The sequence below is a fragment of the Streptomyces sp. NPDC024698 genome (genome assembly GCF_055559015.1).
In genome coordinates, this window is sequence record NZ_JBVHLK010000027.1 from 15,011 (window position 1) to 30,700 (window position 15,690).

Genomic DNA, 15,690 nt, shown 5'->3' on the forward strand with positions numbered 1-15,690 from the left:
AGTCATCATGAGCGAACCACCCGTCCTCAGCCGCGCGTTGGGGCTCGGAGGGGCATCGGCCATCTCCACAGGTTTGGCCTTCGCCGCCATCAACTTCCTGGGTATCGCACAGCTCCTCACGTACATCAGCGGTCCGCTCTCATGGATCGCGATCCTGGGCGCCGCTGTCCTCATGCTCGGAGTCAGGGCACTGTTCTCCGAACTCAACGGGATGCATCCCAGTGCCGCGGGTATCCGGCTCTGGATGGCACGGGCCATGAACGACCGCCTCGCCCTCATCATCACGCTGACGTACATGACCGCGATCGTGCTGGTCATCGCTGCGGACGCCTACATCATCGGCGAGGCCATGGCGTACGCCTTCCACAGCGGCCCTCTGGTCACGGTCGGTTATGTGGCCCTGCTGCTCGCCGTCGCCACTTGGCTCAACCTGCGTGGCATCAAACTCGCGGGCGCCGCCGAAAAAATCGTCACCACCGTCGTGGTGCTGGTCACCGTCGGCGTGGGCGTCATCGCGATCGCCAGCCCCGGCCATGTGTCACACCCGGGGGCGGGCACCCACAGTTCCCCGCTGCAGGCCCTGGTCCTCGGGATCTTCGTCTACACCGGCTTCGAATGGGTCACCACCAACGCCGAGGAGGTCACCAAGCCGAAGGCCGTACCGCGCGCGATGTTGGTCTCCGTACTGGTGCTGGCCGCCAGTCAGGCCGTATTCGCCGTGGCCATGGGCGCCACCCTCGACAACGCGTCGCTGGGTAGCGCCTACCCCCAACTCCTCGCCGCGCAGCAGGCGATGGGCCACGCCGGCATGCTGGTAATGCTCGCCGTCACCGCACTGACCGCCGTCAACACCTTCAACGGCGGCTTCGTAACCCTCTCCCGATTCATCTACGCAGTCGCCCGCGAAGGCAAGCTGCCCCGCCCTCTCACCCGGCTCAACGACCGGGCGGTGCCCGCCCTGCCAGTCTGTCTCCTCGGGGGCAGTTCGCTGGTCCTGGCGGTCGTGGTCGCTCTCACCGGGTCCTTCACCGTCATGGTCTCGGTCTGCGCGGCCCTGGAAATGATGATCTACGCGGTGGCGGGCTTCGTGGTCTGGCGACTGCGCCGCAGCGAACCTGACACCGACCGGCCCTTCCGCGTGCGGGGCGGCGCCCCTCTCGCGCTCGTCTTCACCGTCCTGTTCGGACTGCTCGGCTTGCTTGCCTCTGTGAGTGTCGGCGAGCGCATCCTCCCGATCCCCCTCGCTGTCGTGCTCGGCTGCGCCGCACTGGTCACGGTCTACGTCTTCACCGTCGTGCCGCGCCTCGAACGCCGGGAGGCCGAGGAACTCGCCGCCCGGCGTGCCGCCCGGGCCGTCGCACGCGCTCAGCGCAACACGTCGTCCGCCTCTGAAGGAGCCGCCTCGTGAGCACATCCCACACGCGGGTCTTCGTACCCGACGCCGACGCGACGAGGGTGCCGCTCGGCCAGCACGAGCGAGCAGCGAATAGTTCCGAAGAGCTCAGACGAGTTGCTTGTGCATGACGATGCAGGGTCGCCCGCGCTGGATGTCGGCGCGGCGGTCGCACTCCTCCCAGCCCAGGGAATTCCAGAAGGCCAGAGAGGTCGGGGTGGCCTCCAGGACGGCTAGCCGGATTCCGTCCCGGCCGTCGTCACGAAATCGGTCCTCGATGAGGCAGGCCAGCCGTCGGCCGACACCTTGGCGGTGAAGGCTGCCGTGCACGAGCAGCAGCCCAATCCAGGGATAGCCGTCCGCAGGATGCTGTTCAAGCACGCACACCAGGCCAACAAGCTGGCCTTGCCCGTCTCGGGCGACCAGGACCTCGCAGCTGTCGCTGCTGGCCTCTTCATACAGGTCTGCTTGAACCCGGTCGGGCTCTATGCACTCGGGATCGTATTCGCCGGCGGCGCGGCAGTATGTCGGGTTGCTCTCATAGAGGTCGACGACCTCGCGCATCTCGTCCGGGGAGAATCCGAGCGGGGAAAGAGACAACGTCACCTCAGCGGAGGCGCCGCCGAGCTGGCGTACCTCGGTGAGCGTGGCGACCTCGGTCCCTAGCGGTGCGTCGATCTGCGATGACGTACAACGCTTGGTGGTGTGTTCAGGGAGGTGGTCCATGCGTACCTTCCGTACGGGACAAGGAGAACCCTTGCCGGGCGGCTGACAAGGTGAGGTGATCGGAGGTGACGAGCGGGGTGGGTGCCGATGGTGGGCTCCGCGGGTGTGAGTCAGGTCGCCCAGTTGGGCAGAGGGGGGGGCGATGGTGCCGTGGTCAGTGAGCAGTCCACGGGCTGCTGCGGGGCATACAGGTGGCCGTGTCAACCAGCTTCCTCGCGGGGTCGACACGACCACCTGTTCGTTCGTGACGGTCCCGTCCCCACGGAGGCCGTCACGTAACCGGGGGCCCAGCCACCGCTCATGGCGGGGCCCTCGGAACCCAGGGCGTCAGACCGGAGAAAGACGACGCTCCTCGTCCGGATCTCCTGGCGCGATGCTTTCTGAGGCGGAACCCAGCCTCTCGCGGAGCCTCTCGCCTTCCACATCCATGTTGGGGAGCAGTCGATCCAGCCAGCGGGGCAGCCACCAGGCTTTGTGCCCGAGCAGGGCAAGGACTGCCGGAACAATCGCCATCCGGACCACGAATGCGTCCATGAACACCGCGATCGCGAGCCCGAAGCCGATCATCTTGATCATCGGCTCACTCGAGCCGATGAATCCGGAGAAGACCGCGATCATGATCACTGCGGCTGCGGTGACGACCCGGGCTCCGTGCTGGAAGCCGGTGACGACCGCGGCCCCCGGCTGTTCTCCGCCGACATACGCCTCACGCATGCGTGATACCAGGAAGACCTCGTAGTCCATGGCGAGCCCGAAGACCACGCCGATCATGAAGATCGGCATCATCGACATGATCGGGCCTGTCTGCTCAACGCCGAACAGGGAGCCCAGCCAGCCCCATTGGAAGACTGCAACGACTGCACCGAGCGCTGCCACTACAGAAAGCAGGAAACCGAGAGCGGCCTTCAGGGGGACGAGTACCGACCGGAAGACCAGCATCAGGAGCAGGAACGCAAGGCCCACGACCAGCGTCAGGTACGGCAGCAGTGCGTCGTTCATGCGCTGCGAGAAGTCGACGTTCATCGCCGTCGCGCCGGTGACGAAGACATTGCCGGCGGTGGTGTCCCGGATGGAGTGCACCAGTCTTTCGGTGGCGACCGAGGAAGGCCGATCCTTGGGGATGACGGTGATCATCGCGGTGTCGCCGGCCTCGTTGACCGTCACCGGGGTGACCGAGGCAACGCCGTCCAGGCCCTGGAGCGTTTCGCGGGTGTGAGACGCGGCGTCTGTGTCACCGTCGACGACCACCAGCAGGGGGCCGTTGTATCCCGGACCGAAGCTCTCGGACATTAGATCGTAGGCTTTGCGCTGAGTGGTGCTGACCGGCTGGGAGCCGTCATCCGGAAGGCCCACCTTCAGGGACGCGGCGGGGATGGCGATGATGCCGAGGCTGATCAGGCCCACGACCAACACAGTGGCCGGGCGACGCAGCACGAAGCGCGCCCACCGAACGCCGCCGTTGGGCTTTCCTGCGGGCCTGCTTGCCTTGCGGGGCGAGACCCGCCTGCCGGCGAAGCCGAGCAGGGCAGGAATCGCCGTCAGGGCAATGAGGACGGCGATGACCACCGTGCCGGCGGCGGCGAAGCCCATCTTCGTCAGCATAGGAACGTTGACGACTGCCAGTCCCACCAGGGCAATCACCACGGTCAGGCCCGCGAAGACGACGGCGGAGCCGGCCGTGCCGACGGCCCGGCCAACTGCCTCCTCGCGGTCGTGGCCCTCTGTGAGCTCGGCCCGGTAACGCGAGACGATGAAGAGCGCGTAGTCGATGCCGACCGCGAGCCCGATCATCATCGCCAACGTAGAGGTGGTGGAGCCGAGGTCAAAGGTGCTCGCCAGTGCGGTGATGGTGGAGATGCCGATGCCGACCCCGAAGATCGCGGTCAGCAGGGGCAGTCCAGCGGCGACCAGTGACCCAAGAGTGATGATCAGGACCACGGCAGCGATGACTACGCCGATCACTTCGCCGATGCCGGGCTCCGGCGCAGCCTGCAGAGCCGTTCCGCCTACTTCGACCGTCAGACCGCTCTTGCGAGCGTCAGAGGCAACGTCATCAAGTGACTTGAGTGTCGCGTCTGTCAGAGACCCCGGCGGTTTGTTGTAGGTGACGGAGACGAAGGCGGTTGACCCGTTCGGCGATACGCTCTTTCCCTCATACGGATCAGTGATGGCGGCCACCTGGTCCGACTTCGACCTCAGCTCTTTCACGAGGTTCCCGACCGTCGCCTTGGGGGCAGCGTCAGACACTTTCTCCGACGCAGGAGCCTTCAGAACGATCTGCGCCACGGCACCATCGGGGCTGCTCCCGGGAAACCGCGTTTCAACAAGCCCAACAGCCTTTTGGGCCTCGGTCCCTGGAAGGGAAAAGGAGGACGTGACGTTGCTGGAAGCCACGCTTGCGCCCACCGCGGCACAGGCTAGCAGCGCCACCCAGATTGCGGCGACGAGACGGCGGCGCCGGAAGGCGGCCCTGGACAGCAGGTAGAGGAACGTAGCCACGGAGGCTCCCGGTCGGATTGTGGGGACTGTCGAAGACGCGCCGTGGTGATTGCGTCCGCAGACGTGGTGCGAGCGGAACGCGGAGACCATCCATGTACACGTCCTCTTGCTACTTACGGTGGGCTGGTAGCGATGTGAGCACCTGAGTAAACGGTGCTCACTCTTCCGCGAAAGTCGTGCCGGCAGCCTCACCGCTACCCGTCTTGGGGGTGCCTTCGCAGGAGTCGGCAGGGGAGCGGGATGATTTCGCGCCGCGGCCTGACATCGCCGAATCCCCGCGGTCCCGAGTCGGTGACCTGGGCTGTGGTGCAGGCGATGCTCGGCTTCACCTCCGAGACGAGGCGGTTGCGTTTCGCACACAGCCCCTGGCGAGCGGCCGCCTGCCGATCGCCGTCGCGTCGATGGCGAAGTCCGACGAGTGCGAGACCCTACCCGCATCCTCGCCGCCACGGAGCCGGCGCCCCTGGCTGACCGTCCCGGTGGTCGCCGGTCGGCGACCAGAGCCTGGACGCCGGTGTGGTGGGCAATCACCGGCCTGGATGACTGATCGTCGGCTCGACAGTGGCGGAGGGCGCACGGCGGGGACGGGTGACGAGTTCTCCGCCGCAGTGAGGACATGTGTCCTGCATCGCGTCGCTGCAGGACACGCAGAATGTGCACTCGTACGAGCAGATGCGGGCGGACGTGGTCTGTATCAGAAGCGGACCTCCACATCGTTCGCAGCGGTCGCGCATTTCCAAGGGCATGGCTCTCCTGGTTGGTTGGGGAAAGACCGCTGCCGGGCGGGCAACGGACAGCATGCGACACACCTGGCGGACCAAGACCGCTCCCAGCGAGGTGGCCTCTCAGACTCGGCCAGATCACTGGACGAACTTGGATCGACAGAGCGGCCGACGGCTTACGCACATGCCCTTCTGGGCTCATCCGCCTCAGCGGCACCGGCGATCTACGCGCCCAGTCGCCGTACACCTGTGCTCGTCGGTTCCCACGGCTTGGTCTGTGGCCTGGGTGAATGAACGTTAGGGTTTGTTCAGTCCGATTTCGGCTTGGTGTAGTGATGTCATGGGTGATACATGGAGGGCAAGGCGCGTCCCGAAGCGACCGCTGAGCAGGCGTTGTACGAGATGGACCGCCTGATCGCGCTGGCGCAGTTCGGACAGCAGGACATCGCCGGACGGCTCGGACTCAACGTCACCGACCTGACCTGTCTCGGGTTCGTGATCGAGGCGTCCTTGGCCGGTGAGCCCCTGGGCGCGAGCGACCTCGCCGCGCGAGCCCGGTTGAGCACAGGTGCCGTCACCGGGGTGCTCAACCGGTTGGAAAAGTCTCGCTTCATCCGCAGGGAGAGCGACCTGACGGACCGTCGACGAGTCTGGGTCGTGATGGACGAGTCGGCCCAGGCACGTATCCTCGAGGTCTACGGTCCCTTCTACGAGCGCCTGCGCCTTCTGGTCTCCGACTTCACCCGCGACGAGGTCGCCGTACTGGCGGACTGGTTTGCCAAGGCCAGGACGGCGATGCAAAAGAGTCTGGACGACATGCGCGACGCCGCCCGGGCCGAGGGCCCGTCACCCGCACAGGACTGAGTGTCCGGGCGGGCTCAGTGCTCGCCCCCACTCTCGTTCCGTACCGCTGAAGCCCCTGCCGGCACAGCTGACCGGATGGGGAAGCTCCCTTGAGAGGTGCGAGCGGACGGAAGCGGCGTGCTCCAGGACGCGGCGGCGCCGCGGCGGGTGCCCGTTCGTCCGGCGATGCGGCAGCCGAGGCAGTTGGGGTGCCCCTGGGCGGCTTCGTGGTCTCTGACGCGCCAGTTCTGTTCACGGACGGGCCGGGGCCCGCTCGGTTTACCCCAGCCGCTCAGATGTAGCACCCAGGTCACCAGCCCGGCGACGGCGATGACCCCCGTGCCGAGCGCAAGACCCGGCGCCGAGCCCCTCGTCATAGCGACTCCCGCGACACAGCAGCCGATCACCGTGATGGCGGTGCCGGTCCATCCGGCGACGGTGTGGCCCAGGTCGTGCGTTCCGTGCAGACCGCTCATGAGTCTCCTCGAAGCGAGCGAGAAGATTTATCTCGCGAGCTAAAATATTTGCCATCTTAAGACCACTGAAGGGGGAGGGCAAACCAGGGGCAGGGGCGCGGGCGGCTTCTCGTGGCGAGGCGGTATACGCGGGCCCGACGCGCTCACGTCCTCAGATCCCTCCGGCGCAGGGACACCAGTCCCGCCGCGGTCAGTCCCGCCGCGATCCCGGTGAGGAGGAGGACCGGTGCCCAGGCCATGGTGCCGCCCGGCAGCTTCGACACGTGGCCGAAGGGGGAGAGGCGCAGGACGACCTGGGGCAGGTCCAGGGCAGGGCCGATCCAGCCGAGGAGGAGGGCGAGGCCGGCCGCGGCCCAGGCGCCGGGCGCGAGCCGAGAAGAGAGGCCGTACAGGAGGACCGCGAGGCCGCCGAGTGTCCAGACCGCCGGGACCTGGACGAGGCAGGCACCGAGGATGGGGCCGAGGTCCGATCCGTGGCCGAGGCCCAGGCCGAGCCCGCCGAGCAGCATGATGAGGACCGCGCCGCCGAAGGCGATGACAAGGTGTCCGCCGGCCCAGCGCAGCCGGCCGACGGCGGCGAGCAGGGGTTCGGCGCGCTGCGAGGTCTCCTCTGCGTGCAGCCGGAGTACGGAGGAGACGATGTAGAGGGCGGCGACCAGGCCCAGCATGTTCACCATGGCGGCGAGGAACGCGTCGGTGATCCCGCTCTGACCACCCATCCGCTCGATGATCTCGCGGGTCCTGGCGTTGTCGCCGACCAGGTCGGCCGCCCCCTTGGTGATGCCGCCGAACGCGGCGCCCGCGGCGAGGAAGCCGAGGCTCCAGCCGAGCACCGCGCCGCGTTGCAGCCGCCACGCCAGTGCTCCGGCCGCGCCGAGGCGGCCGGTCGCGGGCCCCGGCCGGCTGGGCAGGAAGCTCATGCCGACGTCCCTGCGTCCGGCGAGTGCATAGGCGGCGGCGCCCTGTGCGGCGATGGCCGCGACGAACAGCGCGAGGACCCACCAGCGTTCGTTCGCGAAGGCACGGATGTTCTCCAGCCAGCCGATCGGGGAGATCCAGGTCAGCACCGACGAGCCGTCGTCGCTCGCCGCGTCGCCCGCCGCCCTGAGGACGAACGCTGCGCCGAGCAGTGCGCCGGTCAGCCCCTTGGCGAGCCGCGCGCTCTCCGTGAACTGGGCGACGAGGGCCGCCATGGTCGCGAAGACCATTCCGATCCCGCCGACGGTCAGTCCGAGCGCCAGGGCACCGGCGCCGCCCTGACCGGCGAGGCCAGCCGCGACGAGCAGAGCGAGGGCGCCGTTCGCGACGAGTGCCGCGAGCAGGGCCGCGGTCAGCGGGGCGCGCCGCCCGACCATCGCGGCGGAGACGAGTTCCTGCCGTCCGCTCTCCTCCTCGTCGCGGGTGTGCCGGACCACGATGATCAGGCTCATCACAGCGGCGAGCACGCCGGCGAAGCCGCCGATGCGCCAGGCGGTGAGCCCGCCGAGCGAGTCGCTGAACACCGGCCCGTAGGTGGCGCGCAGGGAGCTGTTGGTGAGCATCTGCCGTGCCACGTCAGCGCGTTCAGCGGGGGTGGCGTAGACGCTCTTGAGCGAGCCCGGCAGGGAGAGCACCAGCAGTCCGGTCACGCCGATCCACAGCGGCATGGTCATGCGGTCGCGACGCAGGGTGAACCGCAGCAAGGTGCCGGTGCCGGCCAGTGGGCGCGTACCGCCGCCGCGGACGGTGAAGGTGCCGGCGGTCGTGGTGGTCATCGGGCCGCCGCCTCTTCGGACATGGCCCGGAGGGCGGCGTCCTGGTCCTCGCCTTCGTCCTCGTCCCGGTAGTGCTGCAGGAACAGCTCCTCCAGGGTAGGCGGAGCCGAGGTCAGAGACCGTACGCCGGAGTCGGCCAGCGAGCGCAGTACGGCGTTCAGGTGTTCGGTGTCGACCTGGAGCCTGACCCGGCTCCGAACGCCGTCGGGCAGGACGCCGGCGTCCTGTACGTCGAGGCCGTGGACTCCGGGCAGGGTCGCCAACGCGCCCGGTCCACCGCTGAGTTCGGCGGTGACGCTGGTACGGGTCAGGTGGCGCAGGTCGGCGAGGGAGCCGCTCTCGACGGTCCGGCCCTTGCGGATGATGCTGACGCGGTCGCAGAGTTCCTCGACCTCGCTCAGGATGTGCGAGGACAGCAGAACGGTGCGGCCCCGGTCGCGCTCCTCCCGGACGCACCGCCGGAAGACCTCTTCCATCAGCGGGTCCAGGCCCGAGGTCGGCTCGTCGAGGATCAGCACGTCGACGTCCGAGGCGAAGGCGGCGATGAGGGCGACCTTCTGGCGGTTGCCCTTCGAGTAGGTGCGCCCCTTCTTGGTGGGGTCGAGTTCGAAGCGCTCGATGAGGTCGGCGCGCCGGGCAGGGTTGAGCCCGCCGGTTCGCCGCCTCTCGGCTCGCCCGCCGCGGGTGCGGCCTGCGGCGTGCAGCCGCCCGTAGAGGTCGATGACCTCACCGCCGGTGAGGTTGCGCCACAGGGTGACGTCGCCGGGGACGTAGGCGATCCGGCCGTGCAGTTCGACCGCGTCGGCCCATGGGTCCATGCCGAGCATCCGTGCCGCGCCTGAGTCGGCGCGTAGCAGGCCGAGCAGGACCCGGATGGTGGTGGACTTCCCGGATCCGTTCGGGCCGAGGAAGCCGTGCACCTCACCGGCCTCAACCTCCAGGTCGAGGCCGTTCAACGCGTGCGTCCTGCCGAACCTCTTCTGTAGTCCGGAGACGCTGATTACCTTCGTCATGTTTCAGACACTATGCTTACTTCAGAAATTTGTGAAGTTAAGGAAGAGTATGAACCGCGTTACACTCGACGATGAGGCATGAGCAGGGGAGATGATCGACAGATGGCGGAAGCGACCACGGTGGAGCGGGATCCGGAGCCGGTCTCGCAGTTCGTGGAGGGATTCGCGGCGCAGCTCGTCGAGGCGGGGATGCAGCGGATGCCCGCGCGGGTGTTCGCGGCGCTACTGGCCTCCGACTCTGCCGCGATGACCTCGGCGGAACTCGGTGAACAGCTCCGGGTCAGCCCGGCCGCCGTCTCCGGTGCGGTGCGCTATCTCGCGCAGCAGCACATGGTCTCGCGCGAGCGGGAACCCGGCTCGCGGCGCGAGCGGTATCGCGTGCACAGCGACCAGTGGTACGAGGCCCTGACCAGCCGCGACGCGGTGCTCAAGCGCTGGGAGACCGCCCTGCGCGCCGGCGTCGACAGCCTTGGTCCCGCTACCCCGGCCGGGCGCCGGCTCTCTGAGACCCTGACGTTCTTCGAGTTCATCGACGGCGAGATCGCCGCGATGATGGAACGCTGGCGCACCCACCGCGAAACACTCCACGGCGACGACTGACAGCGCCCGGCGCCTCTGCGACGCCCTCGACGCGGCAACGGTCCAACACCGCATGCAGGTGGGGGGCTTGGGCTGCGAGGGATGTCGATGCCCTCGTGCAGGTACCGGCAGCCGGTCGCCTGGGACACCCCGGCGTCCCGGGCGAGGCAGACACACAGCCTCGCTCACCGAACCAGCGCAGCACCAGCACCGCCTGACGGAACGGGCCCAGCGCCCGCGCCCCCTTCGGGGTTCATCCGTCGACGGTGCACGGCCAACAACCGGGCCAGGTACTCCACGACGTGACGCGGGACGTCGAGTGTGGCGATGTAGGTGTCCAACGTGAAGCCTCTGGTGGTTACGGCAATGATCTTGTGGTGAGGTCTGCCCTACCAGGGGCTCTACGTGCGTCTGCGGTCGGGTGCAGTCCGTCCGACTCACCTTCGCCAGACGGTGGTTCACACCGTTCGCACAGGTCGCTTCGCTGAGAGAACGTCACTGGCCGGCCCGTTCTTCCCAGGGCGCGGCGGACCAGCCGGCTAACGCGCCACGCGGTAACGGAGGTAGACGACTCTCGAGCGGAAGGTGCGGAACTCGACGAGTTCGACATCCACCCGGCGCTCATGCCGGGGGAAGATACGGAATGCCGCCGCCGACCAGCACCGGGTAGACCCTGGCCCGGTACTCCTCGATCAGACCCGACGCGGCCGCCTCGGCGGCGAGAGCCGCGCTGGCGATCGCGATGTCGCCCTCACCCGGCTCGGCTCGCAACCGCTCGATCTCCTCCGCCAGGCCGCCGGAAGCCAGGCGGGCATTGCCCTGTACCGCCGACAGCGTGGTGAAAGAACACCACCTTCGGGAGCGCCTTCCAGATCGCGGTCCACTCCAGCATCGAGTCGTCGAGGGATGGATTCTGGTCGACGGCCTCCCAGTACAGCATCGTCTCGTAGAGCCGTCGTCCCAGCAGGTGGACGACGACCTCTCGCACCTCGTCGGTGGCGAAGCGGAAGACCTCCTCGTTGGGCGTCGTCCAGTCGAAGCCGTCGTCCGGCCCGACGATGTAGCCGTCCAATGAGACGCCCATCGAATAGGTCACGCCGCGCATCAGAAGCCGGGTCTGATGCAGGTTTGGGTGACAGGTTCGATCACGCGGCCTGGAGGGCCGGCGTAGTCATGACGGTTTCGTATTCGACAGGTGTCAGTCGGCCGAGCGAGGCCTGACGGCGGCGTCGGGTGTTAGGTCCGCTCGATCCAGGTCACGATTGCGATCCGCAGCTCCTCGCGGGTTGCCCAGCTCCGGCGGTCGAGGACGTTCTTCTGCAGCAGGCTGAAGAAGGACTCCATGGCCGCGTTGTCGCCGGCCGCCCCAACTCTCCCTATCGATCCGGACATCCTGTGGCGATCGAGGGTCCGGACGAACTTCCGAGAACGGAACTGGGCGAGTTCAACCAGTCGTTGCAACACCGGGCTGTTGCAGCGAGCGTAGCTGCTCTTCGAAGACCTCGGCCGGTGTCCGCCAACCGAGGACCTTGCGGGGCCGGTTGTTGATCGCCATGGCGACGGCTTCGAGGTCCGTGGACGACCAGCGGGAGAGATCAGTGCCCTTCGGGAAGTACTGACGCAGCAGCCCGTTCGTGTTCTCGTTTGTCGGTCGTTGCCAGGGCGAGTGCGGATCGGCGAAGAACACCTTCGTCCCGGTATCGAGAGCGAACTGGGCATGACCGGAGAGTTCCTTCCCGCGGTCCCAGGTGAGGCGGCGGCGGGACGCCCGGCTGCCGTCGTTGACGTCGGCCGCGGTGGTGACGGCCTGGAGCGGGATGCCGCGTCACAAGTCAAGTGGCGTCTGCCGCCCGTCTTCCCCGGCCGACCGGCGACGGACCGATGTCGGCTCCCCCTACCACGGAGCACTCGCGCCCTCCCGGGTGAAGCGTCCCATCGGCCCTGTCCGACCAGGACACCTCGACGAAATCGTTTTACGAGCTCTGAGCACAGACGTGCGGGTCCGCATCAACGGTGACCGGCTCGGCAGCCATCATCAAGGACGCCCAAATGCTCTCCGTGGCCTGTGGTCGAGTACGCACTACTCATCAATAGCCAACGATTCCGGGCCACAGTGGACACCATGAGAAACCATCGAATTGAGGCTGGCTAATGGCTCTCGTCACTTTCAATGACATCTACGCGGCCAGTCAGCGCCTGGCGCATGCGGTGTCCCATACATCGTTGCTCGAGGCGTCCTGGGCCTCGTGCGCCCACCGCTCTCTGCTCTTGAAGCCTGAGAACCTGCAGATCACAGGTTCGTTCAAGATCCGCGGCGCTTACAACCGGTTGTCAAGGCTGTCCGAAGCCCAGAAAGCCCGGGGGATCATCGCGCGGTCAAGCGGAAATCATGGCAAGGCTCTCGCCTACGTGGCGCGCCAAGAAGGCGTGAAGGTCACGATCGTTATGCCTGCTACTGCAGCCAAGGCCAAAGTCGACGCCGTTCTCGAATACGGGGCCGAGGTGAAGTTCGCCCCCCTCGAAGAGTGCGCCAGGGTGACTGACGAGCTGGCCGAAAAGCATGGCTTTGTCATCGTCCCGCCTTTCGACGACCTCGATATCATTGCCGGCCAGGGAACGGTAGGCTTGGAAATCGCCGAGGAGGCGGTTGCTCGGGGACTGGACGTTGACACGGTGCTGGTGCCGGTCAGCGGAGGCGGTCTGATTTCGGGTGTTGCGGCGGCACTGAAGCTCACGAGGCCCGGAGTTCGAGTAGTGGGCGTCGAACCGGAGCTGGCGGCCGACGCGCGGGAAAGCCTGCGCGCCGGCAGGCGAGTGACCTGGCCGACTCAGCGCGTCAGCAGAACCCTGGCTGACGGAATGCAGATGAGTACCGTAGGCGTGCATCCCTTTGAGCACATGCAAGTACTTGTTGACGACATCATCACCGTAACCGAGGAGGAGATCTGCTCGAGCGTAGCAATCTTGGCACATCAAGCCGGCATGATCGCCGAACCTTCCGGGGCAGTCACAACGGCAGCATATCTGTATCACGAGCGCGACCTCCCGGCCGGTGCTGCGCACGTAGCGGTAGTCAGTGGTGGAAATGTCAATTCCGACCTCCTCGAATTGCTTCTGAAAGAGCCCCCTCTCTCGTTTGCGGGCTGTTGCCATTAGCCGGCGCGCAGTCAAGGTGAGCGCAGAGTTCCAGTCGTAGGTCGTGATCATCGGAGTTTTTTCGTGGATACCTCAGGCTTCAGCCGGGGGAGGAAACGAAACTCCTGCGGAGCAGGGCAGGGAGCTGGGATTCGCCGTCAGGGCGGATCCCAGTGCGCTGACCGGCAGGTTTGATCTCTACGTGGTGGTCTGGCCAGTTTGTGGGCGTGGCCGGGGATCGTGTGAAGCGGGCGTTCAATACCGCTTCTATCCGAGCGATGTGCAGACGGCCGAGCTGGCGCGTACGTTCGGCTGTGTCCGGAAGGTGTACAACCTGGCGCTCGCCGCCCGTACTGAGGCGTGGGGGCGGCAGGAGCGGGTCAACTGCGGCCCGACGTCGGCGATGTTGACAGGGTGGAAGCAGACCGAGGAGCTGGCTATCTGGGCGACGTCTCGTCGGTGCCGCTCCAGCAGGCGCTGCGGCATCTACAGATAGCGTTCAGCCACTTCTTCGCGAAGCGGACGAAGTATCCGCGTTGCAAGTCGCGGAAGAGGTCGCGGAAGTCGGCGGAGTACACCACCAGCGGGTTCCGGTTCCGTGCGGGCAGGCTGACCCTTGCGAAGACGGCAAAGCGGCTGGACATCGTCTGGTCGCGTCCACTTCCGGAGGGGCGAAGCCGTCGACGGTGACCGTGTCCCAGGACGCGGCCGGCCGCTGGTTGGTCTCGATACTGTGCGAGGACCCAACCACCAAGCCCCGTCCTGCCACCGACAGTGCGGTTGGTATCGACGTCGGCCTCGACCACCTGCTGGCCCTTTCCACCGGGGAGAAGGTCGCCAACCCCCGGCATGAGCGCCGTGACCGCGCCCGGCTCGCCAGGGCCCAGCGGGAACTGTCCCGCAAGGTCGCCGGTGACGGAGCCAACCGGGCCAAGGCCCGGCGCAAGGTCGCCAAGGTCCACGCGAGGATCGCCAACCGGCACCGCGACATGCTCCACCAGTCGCCAGAGGAACGGCGCTCGGGAAGATCGGGACCTTGGCGGTGACATGAACGCCCAGGACGCCTTCACCCCGGAGGGCAAGCTGGCTGCGCGCTGATCGCCCGTCGTGCCACGGAGGCGCGGATGCGGGCCCTGGGATGGCATGGCAACGATGCTTTGCCAGAACATGAACCAGAAAACGATGAAATGGGGCAGAGCAGGACACGTATGCTGAGTGCGCCCCGAGCTGGCTCTGAGCAAGGTGCTCACCTGCCCTGCATGTGATGGCTCTGCGGGCCGTCGGCAAGGAAGGGCCGAGGATGAAGAAGATCAGTGTCGGACAGCGCCCGCTGGCAGGGCGCGATTCCGAACTTCACCTCTATCGAACTGCGCTGGCCAACCCGGAGTGCAGAGGTTTCGCGATCTTCGGACCGCAAGGCGTCGGAAAGTCGAGACTGGCAGATGAATGCCTTAAAGTAGGCGCAGCGGGGGGATGGAAAACGCTCCGGGTAACTGCCACGAGGGGGGCCTCAACCGTCCCCTTCGGCGCTATCGCGCACCTCATTCCGGTCGGAGTGGCTGCTACCGATATTGCCGCGGTGTTCACCGGAGTTGAGTCCAGTCTCGATGAGGAGAAGAGGAAAGGGACTCTGCTTCTCGTGGAGGATATTCCCCTGCTGGATCAGTCCTCTCTCATCATCGTTCAACGGCTTTCCGATGCAGGGAAGATATTTCTGATATCGACCATACGCGACGGAGAGCGTGAAAATTCAGACACGGATTCCCTTGCTGTGGGATACGGTTTCCGACAAGTAAACCTGAAGAACCTCAACCAGGACTCAATTCACCGCTTGCTCGAGTCCACTCTTGATGGAGCTGTGAGCCGTCGGACCTCGTACGAGTTGTACTTGAAGAGCTCTGGGAACCCGCGGGAGAAGCAGGACGCGGCCATGGCCAACTCGTTGAACTTCGGGGTCTATGACAGCGCAACCGGTGTTCAGCTGGGCTACGCCCGGGTGGTCACGGACCAGGCCACGTTCGCGTGGCTGTGCGACGTCTACATCGCTCGCGGCAGCCGGGCGAAGGGCCTGGGGCACGCTCTGGTCGCCGCCGTCTGCGAGTATCTCGCGCCCTATGGGCTGCGACGCGTGCTGCTGAAAAGCCCGAGAAGTGGATGACGCTCGGCGCACAGTAAAGGCCGCAACCGGTACGCCTGGCGGGTGCCGCCCACAGCGCACGCGGCCCGGCGGTGTGGACAGGGCGCCCAAGAGGCAGCGCTGCCACCGGTCAAGCGGGCAGTACGCCTGCTCGCCGCGGACACCGACTTCCGGTCCGACAACTACCTGGTGTGCACCCGACCGGCATGCCGATCCTGTGGTCCCTTGCGAACCCCCAACCCGACGAGCGCGAGTTCTGTGCTGCTGCCGCAGAACAGCCCCCGGCAGCAGCACACCAGGCAAAACTCCGCTGCCGGTGGAAAAGCGATGTCGAGGCCTACGACGGCGAATCCCCTGCCTCTCAATCACCATGCCGCTCATGCGGTCCGGTAGCATTTGTCTGACCGGTCGCC

10 protein-coding genes and 5 pseudogenes are annotated in these 15,690 nt (G+C 66.7%); 6 read left to right on the plus strand and 9 right to left on the minus strand.

Annotation, left to right across the window (positions count from 1 at the left end; all coding sequences use genetic code 11):
- The first annotated feature begins 7 nt into the window (after positions 1–7).
- Positions 8–1,408: an APC family permease gene (locus tag ACZ4AA_RS34420; protein ID WP_467611402.1), complete on the plus strand. Its 1,401-nt coding sequence runs from the start codon at positions 8–10 to the stop codon at positions 1,406–1,408.
- A 93-nt stretch (positions 1,409–1,501) separates the two neighbouring features.
- On the opposite strand, the gene ACZ4AA_RS34425 is transcribed toward ACZ4AA_RS34420, so the two are convergent.
- The 3 genes from ACZ4AA_RS34425 to ACZ4AA_RS34435 all read right to left on the minus strand — a co-directional run bounded on the left by ACZ4AA_RS34425 (position 1,502) and on the right by ACZ4AA_RS34435 (position 5,418).
- The gene (locus tag ACZ4AA_RS34425; RefSeq protein ID WP_467611404.1) at positions 1,502–2,119 is read right to left on the minus strand and encodes a GNAT family N-acetyltransferase; all 618 of its coding nucleotides are present in this window, start codon (positions 2,117–2,119) and stop codon (positions 1,502–1,504) included.
- 327 nt (positions 2,120–2,446) lie between these two features.
- Positions 2,447–4,618, minus strand: a complete 2,172-nt coding sequence (locus ACZ4AA_RS34430; RefSeq protein ID WP_467611406.1) for an MMPL family transporter — start codon at positions 4,616–4,618, stop codon at positions 2,447–2,449.
- 527 nt (positions 4,619–5,145) lie between these two features.
- On the minus strand, positions 5,146–5,418 hold the full coding sequence (locus tag ACZ4AA_RS34435; RefSeq protein WP_327188133.1) for a DUF1272 domain-containing protein: 273 nt from the start codon (positions 5,416–5,418) through the stop codon (positions 5,146–5,148).
- Between the two features lie 273 nt (positions 5,419–5,691).
- Here ACZ4AA_RS34435 and ACZ4AA_RS34440 point away from each other — a divergent pair, with 273 nt between their 5' ends.
- The gene (locus tag ACZ4AA_RS34440) at positions 5,692–6,204 is read left to right on the plus strand and encodes a MarR family transcriptional regulator (protein ID WP_327188134.1); all 513 of its coding nucleotides are present in this window, start codon (positions 5,692–5,694) and stop codon (positions 6,202–6,204) included.
- Positions 6,205–6,218: 14 nt separating this feature from the next.
- On the opposite strand, the gene ACZ4AA_RS34445 is transcribed toward ACZ4AA_RS34440, so the two are convergent.
- The 3 genes from ACZ4AA_RS34445 to ACZ4AA_RS34455 all read right to left on the minus strand — a co-directional run bounded on the left by ACZ4AA_RS34445 (position 6,219) and on the right by ACZ4AA_RS34455 (position 9,426).
- Positions 6,219–6,659 (minus strand): HGxxPAAW family protein, encoded by a 441-nt coding sequence (locus ACZ4AA_RS34445; RefSeq protein ID WP_467611409.1) that lies wholly within the window; start codon positions 6,657–6,659, stop codon positions 6,219–6,221.
- A 143-nt stretch (positions 6,660–6,802) separates the two neighbouring features.
- Positions 6,803–8,413 (minus strand): ABC transporter permease, encoded by a 1,611-nt coding sequence (locus ACZ4AA_RS34450; RefSeq protein WP_467611411.1) that lies wholly within the window; start codon positions 8,411–8,413, stop codon positions 6,803–6,805.
- Positions 8,410–9,426: an ABC transporter ATP-binding protein gene (locus tag ACZ4AA_RS34455; protein ID WP_467611413.1), complete on the minus strand. Its 1,017-nt coding sequence runs from the start codon at positions 9,424–9,426 to the stop codon at positions 8,410–8,412. Before ACZ4AA_RS34455 ends, ACZ4AA_RS34450 begins: the two co-directional genes overlap by 4 nt.
- A gap of 102 nt (positions 9,427–9,528) precedes the next feature.
- On the opposite strand from ACZ4AA_RS34455, the gene ACZ4AA_RS34460 reads away from it, so the two are divergent.
- Positions 9,529–10,026, plus strand: coding sequence for a GbsR/MarR family transcriptional regulator (locus ACZ4AA_RS34460; RefSeq protein ID WP_467611415.1), 498 nt, complete (start codon positions 9,529–9,531; stop codon positions 10,024–10,026).
- Positions 10,027–10,544: 518 nt separating this feature from the next.
- Here the strand turns inward: ACZ4AA_RS34460 and ACZ4AA_RS34465 are convergent.
- The 3 pseudogenes from ACZ4AA_RS34465 to ACZ4AA_RS34475 all read right to left on the minus strand — a co-directional run.
- Positions 10,545–11,110: pseudogene (locus tag ACZ4AA_RS34465) on the minus strand (dihydrofolate reductase family protein).
- Positions 11,111–11,150: 40 nt separating this feature from the next.
- Positions 11,151–11,445 (minus strand): annotated as a pseudogene (locus ACZ4AA_RS34470) (integrase core domain-containing protein); the annotation flags it as partial.
- A 4-nt stretch (positions 11,446–11,449) separates the two neighbouring features.
- Positions 11,450–11,764, minus strand: a pseudogene (locus ACZ4AA_RS34475) (IS30 family transposase); the annotation flags it as partial.
- Positions 11,765–12,156: 392 nt separating this feature from the next.
- Here ACZ4AA_RS34475 and ACZ4AA_RS34480 point away from each other — a divergent pair.
- From ACZ4AA_RS34480 to ACZ4AA_RS34490, 3 genes and pseudogenes are all read left to right on the plus strand, one after another.
- On the plus strand, positions 12,157–13,161 hold the full coding sequence (locus tag ACZ4AA_RS34480; protein WP_467611417.1) for a threonine ammonia-lyase: 1,005 nt from the start codon (positions 12,157–12,159) through the stop codon (positions 13,159–13,161).
- Between the two features lie 206 nt (positions 13,162–13,367).
- A pseudogene (locus tag ACZ4AA_RS34485) lies at positions 13,368–14,141 on the plus strand (RNA-guided endonuclease InsQ/TnpB family protein); the annotation flags it as partial.
- Positions 14,142–15,070: 929 nt separating this feature from the next.
- Positions 15,071–15,277, plus strand: a pseudogene (locus ACZ4AA_RS34490) (GNAT family N-acetyltransferase); the annotation flags it as partial.
- Between the last annotated feature and the right edge of the window lie 413 nt (positions 15,278–15,690).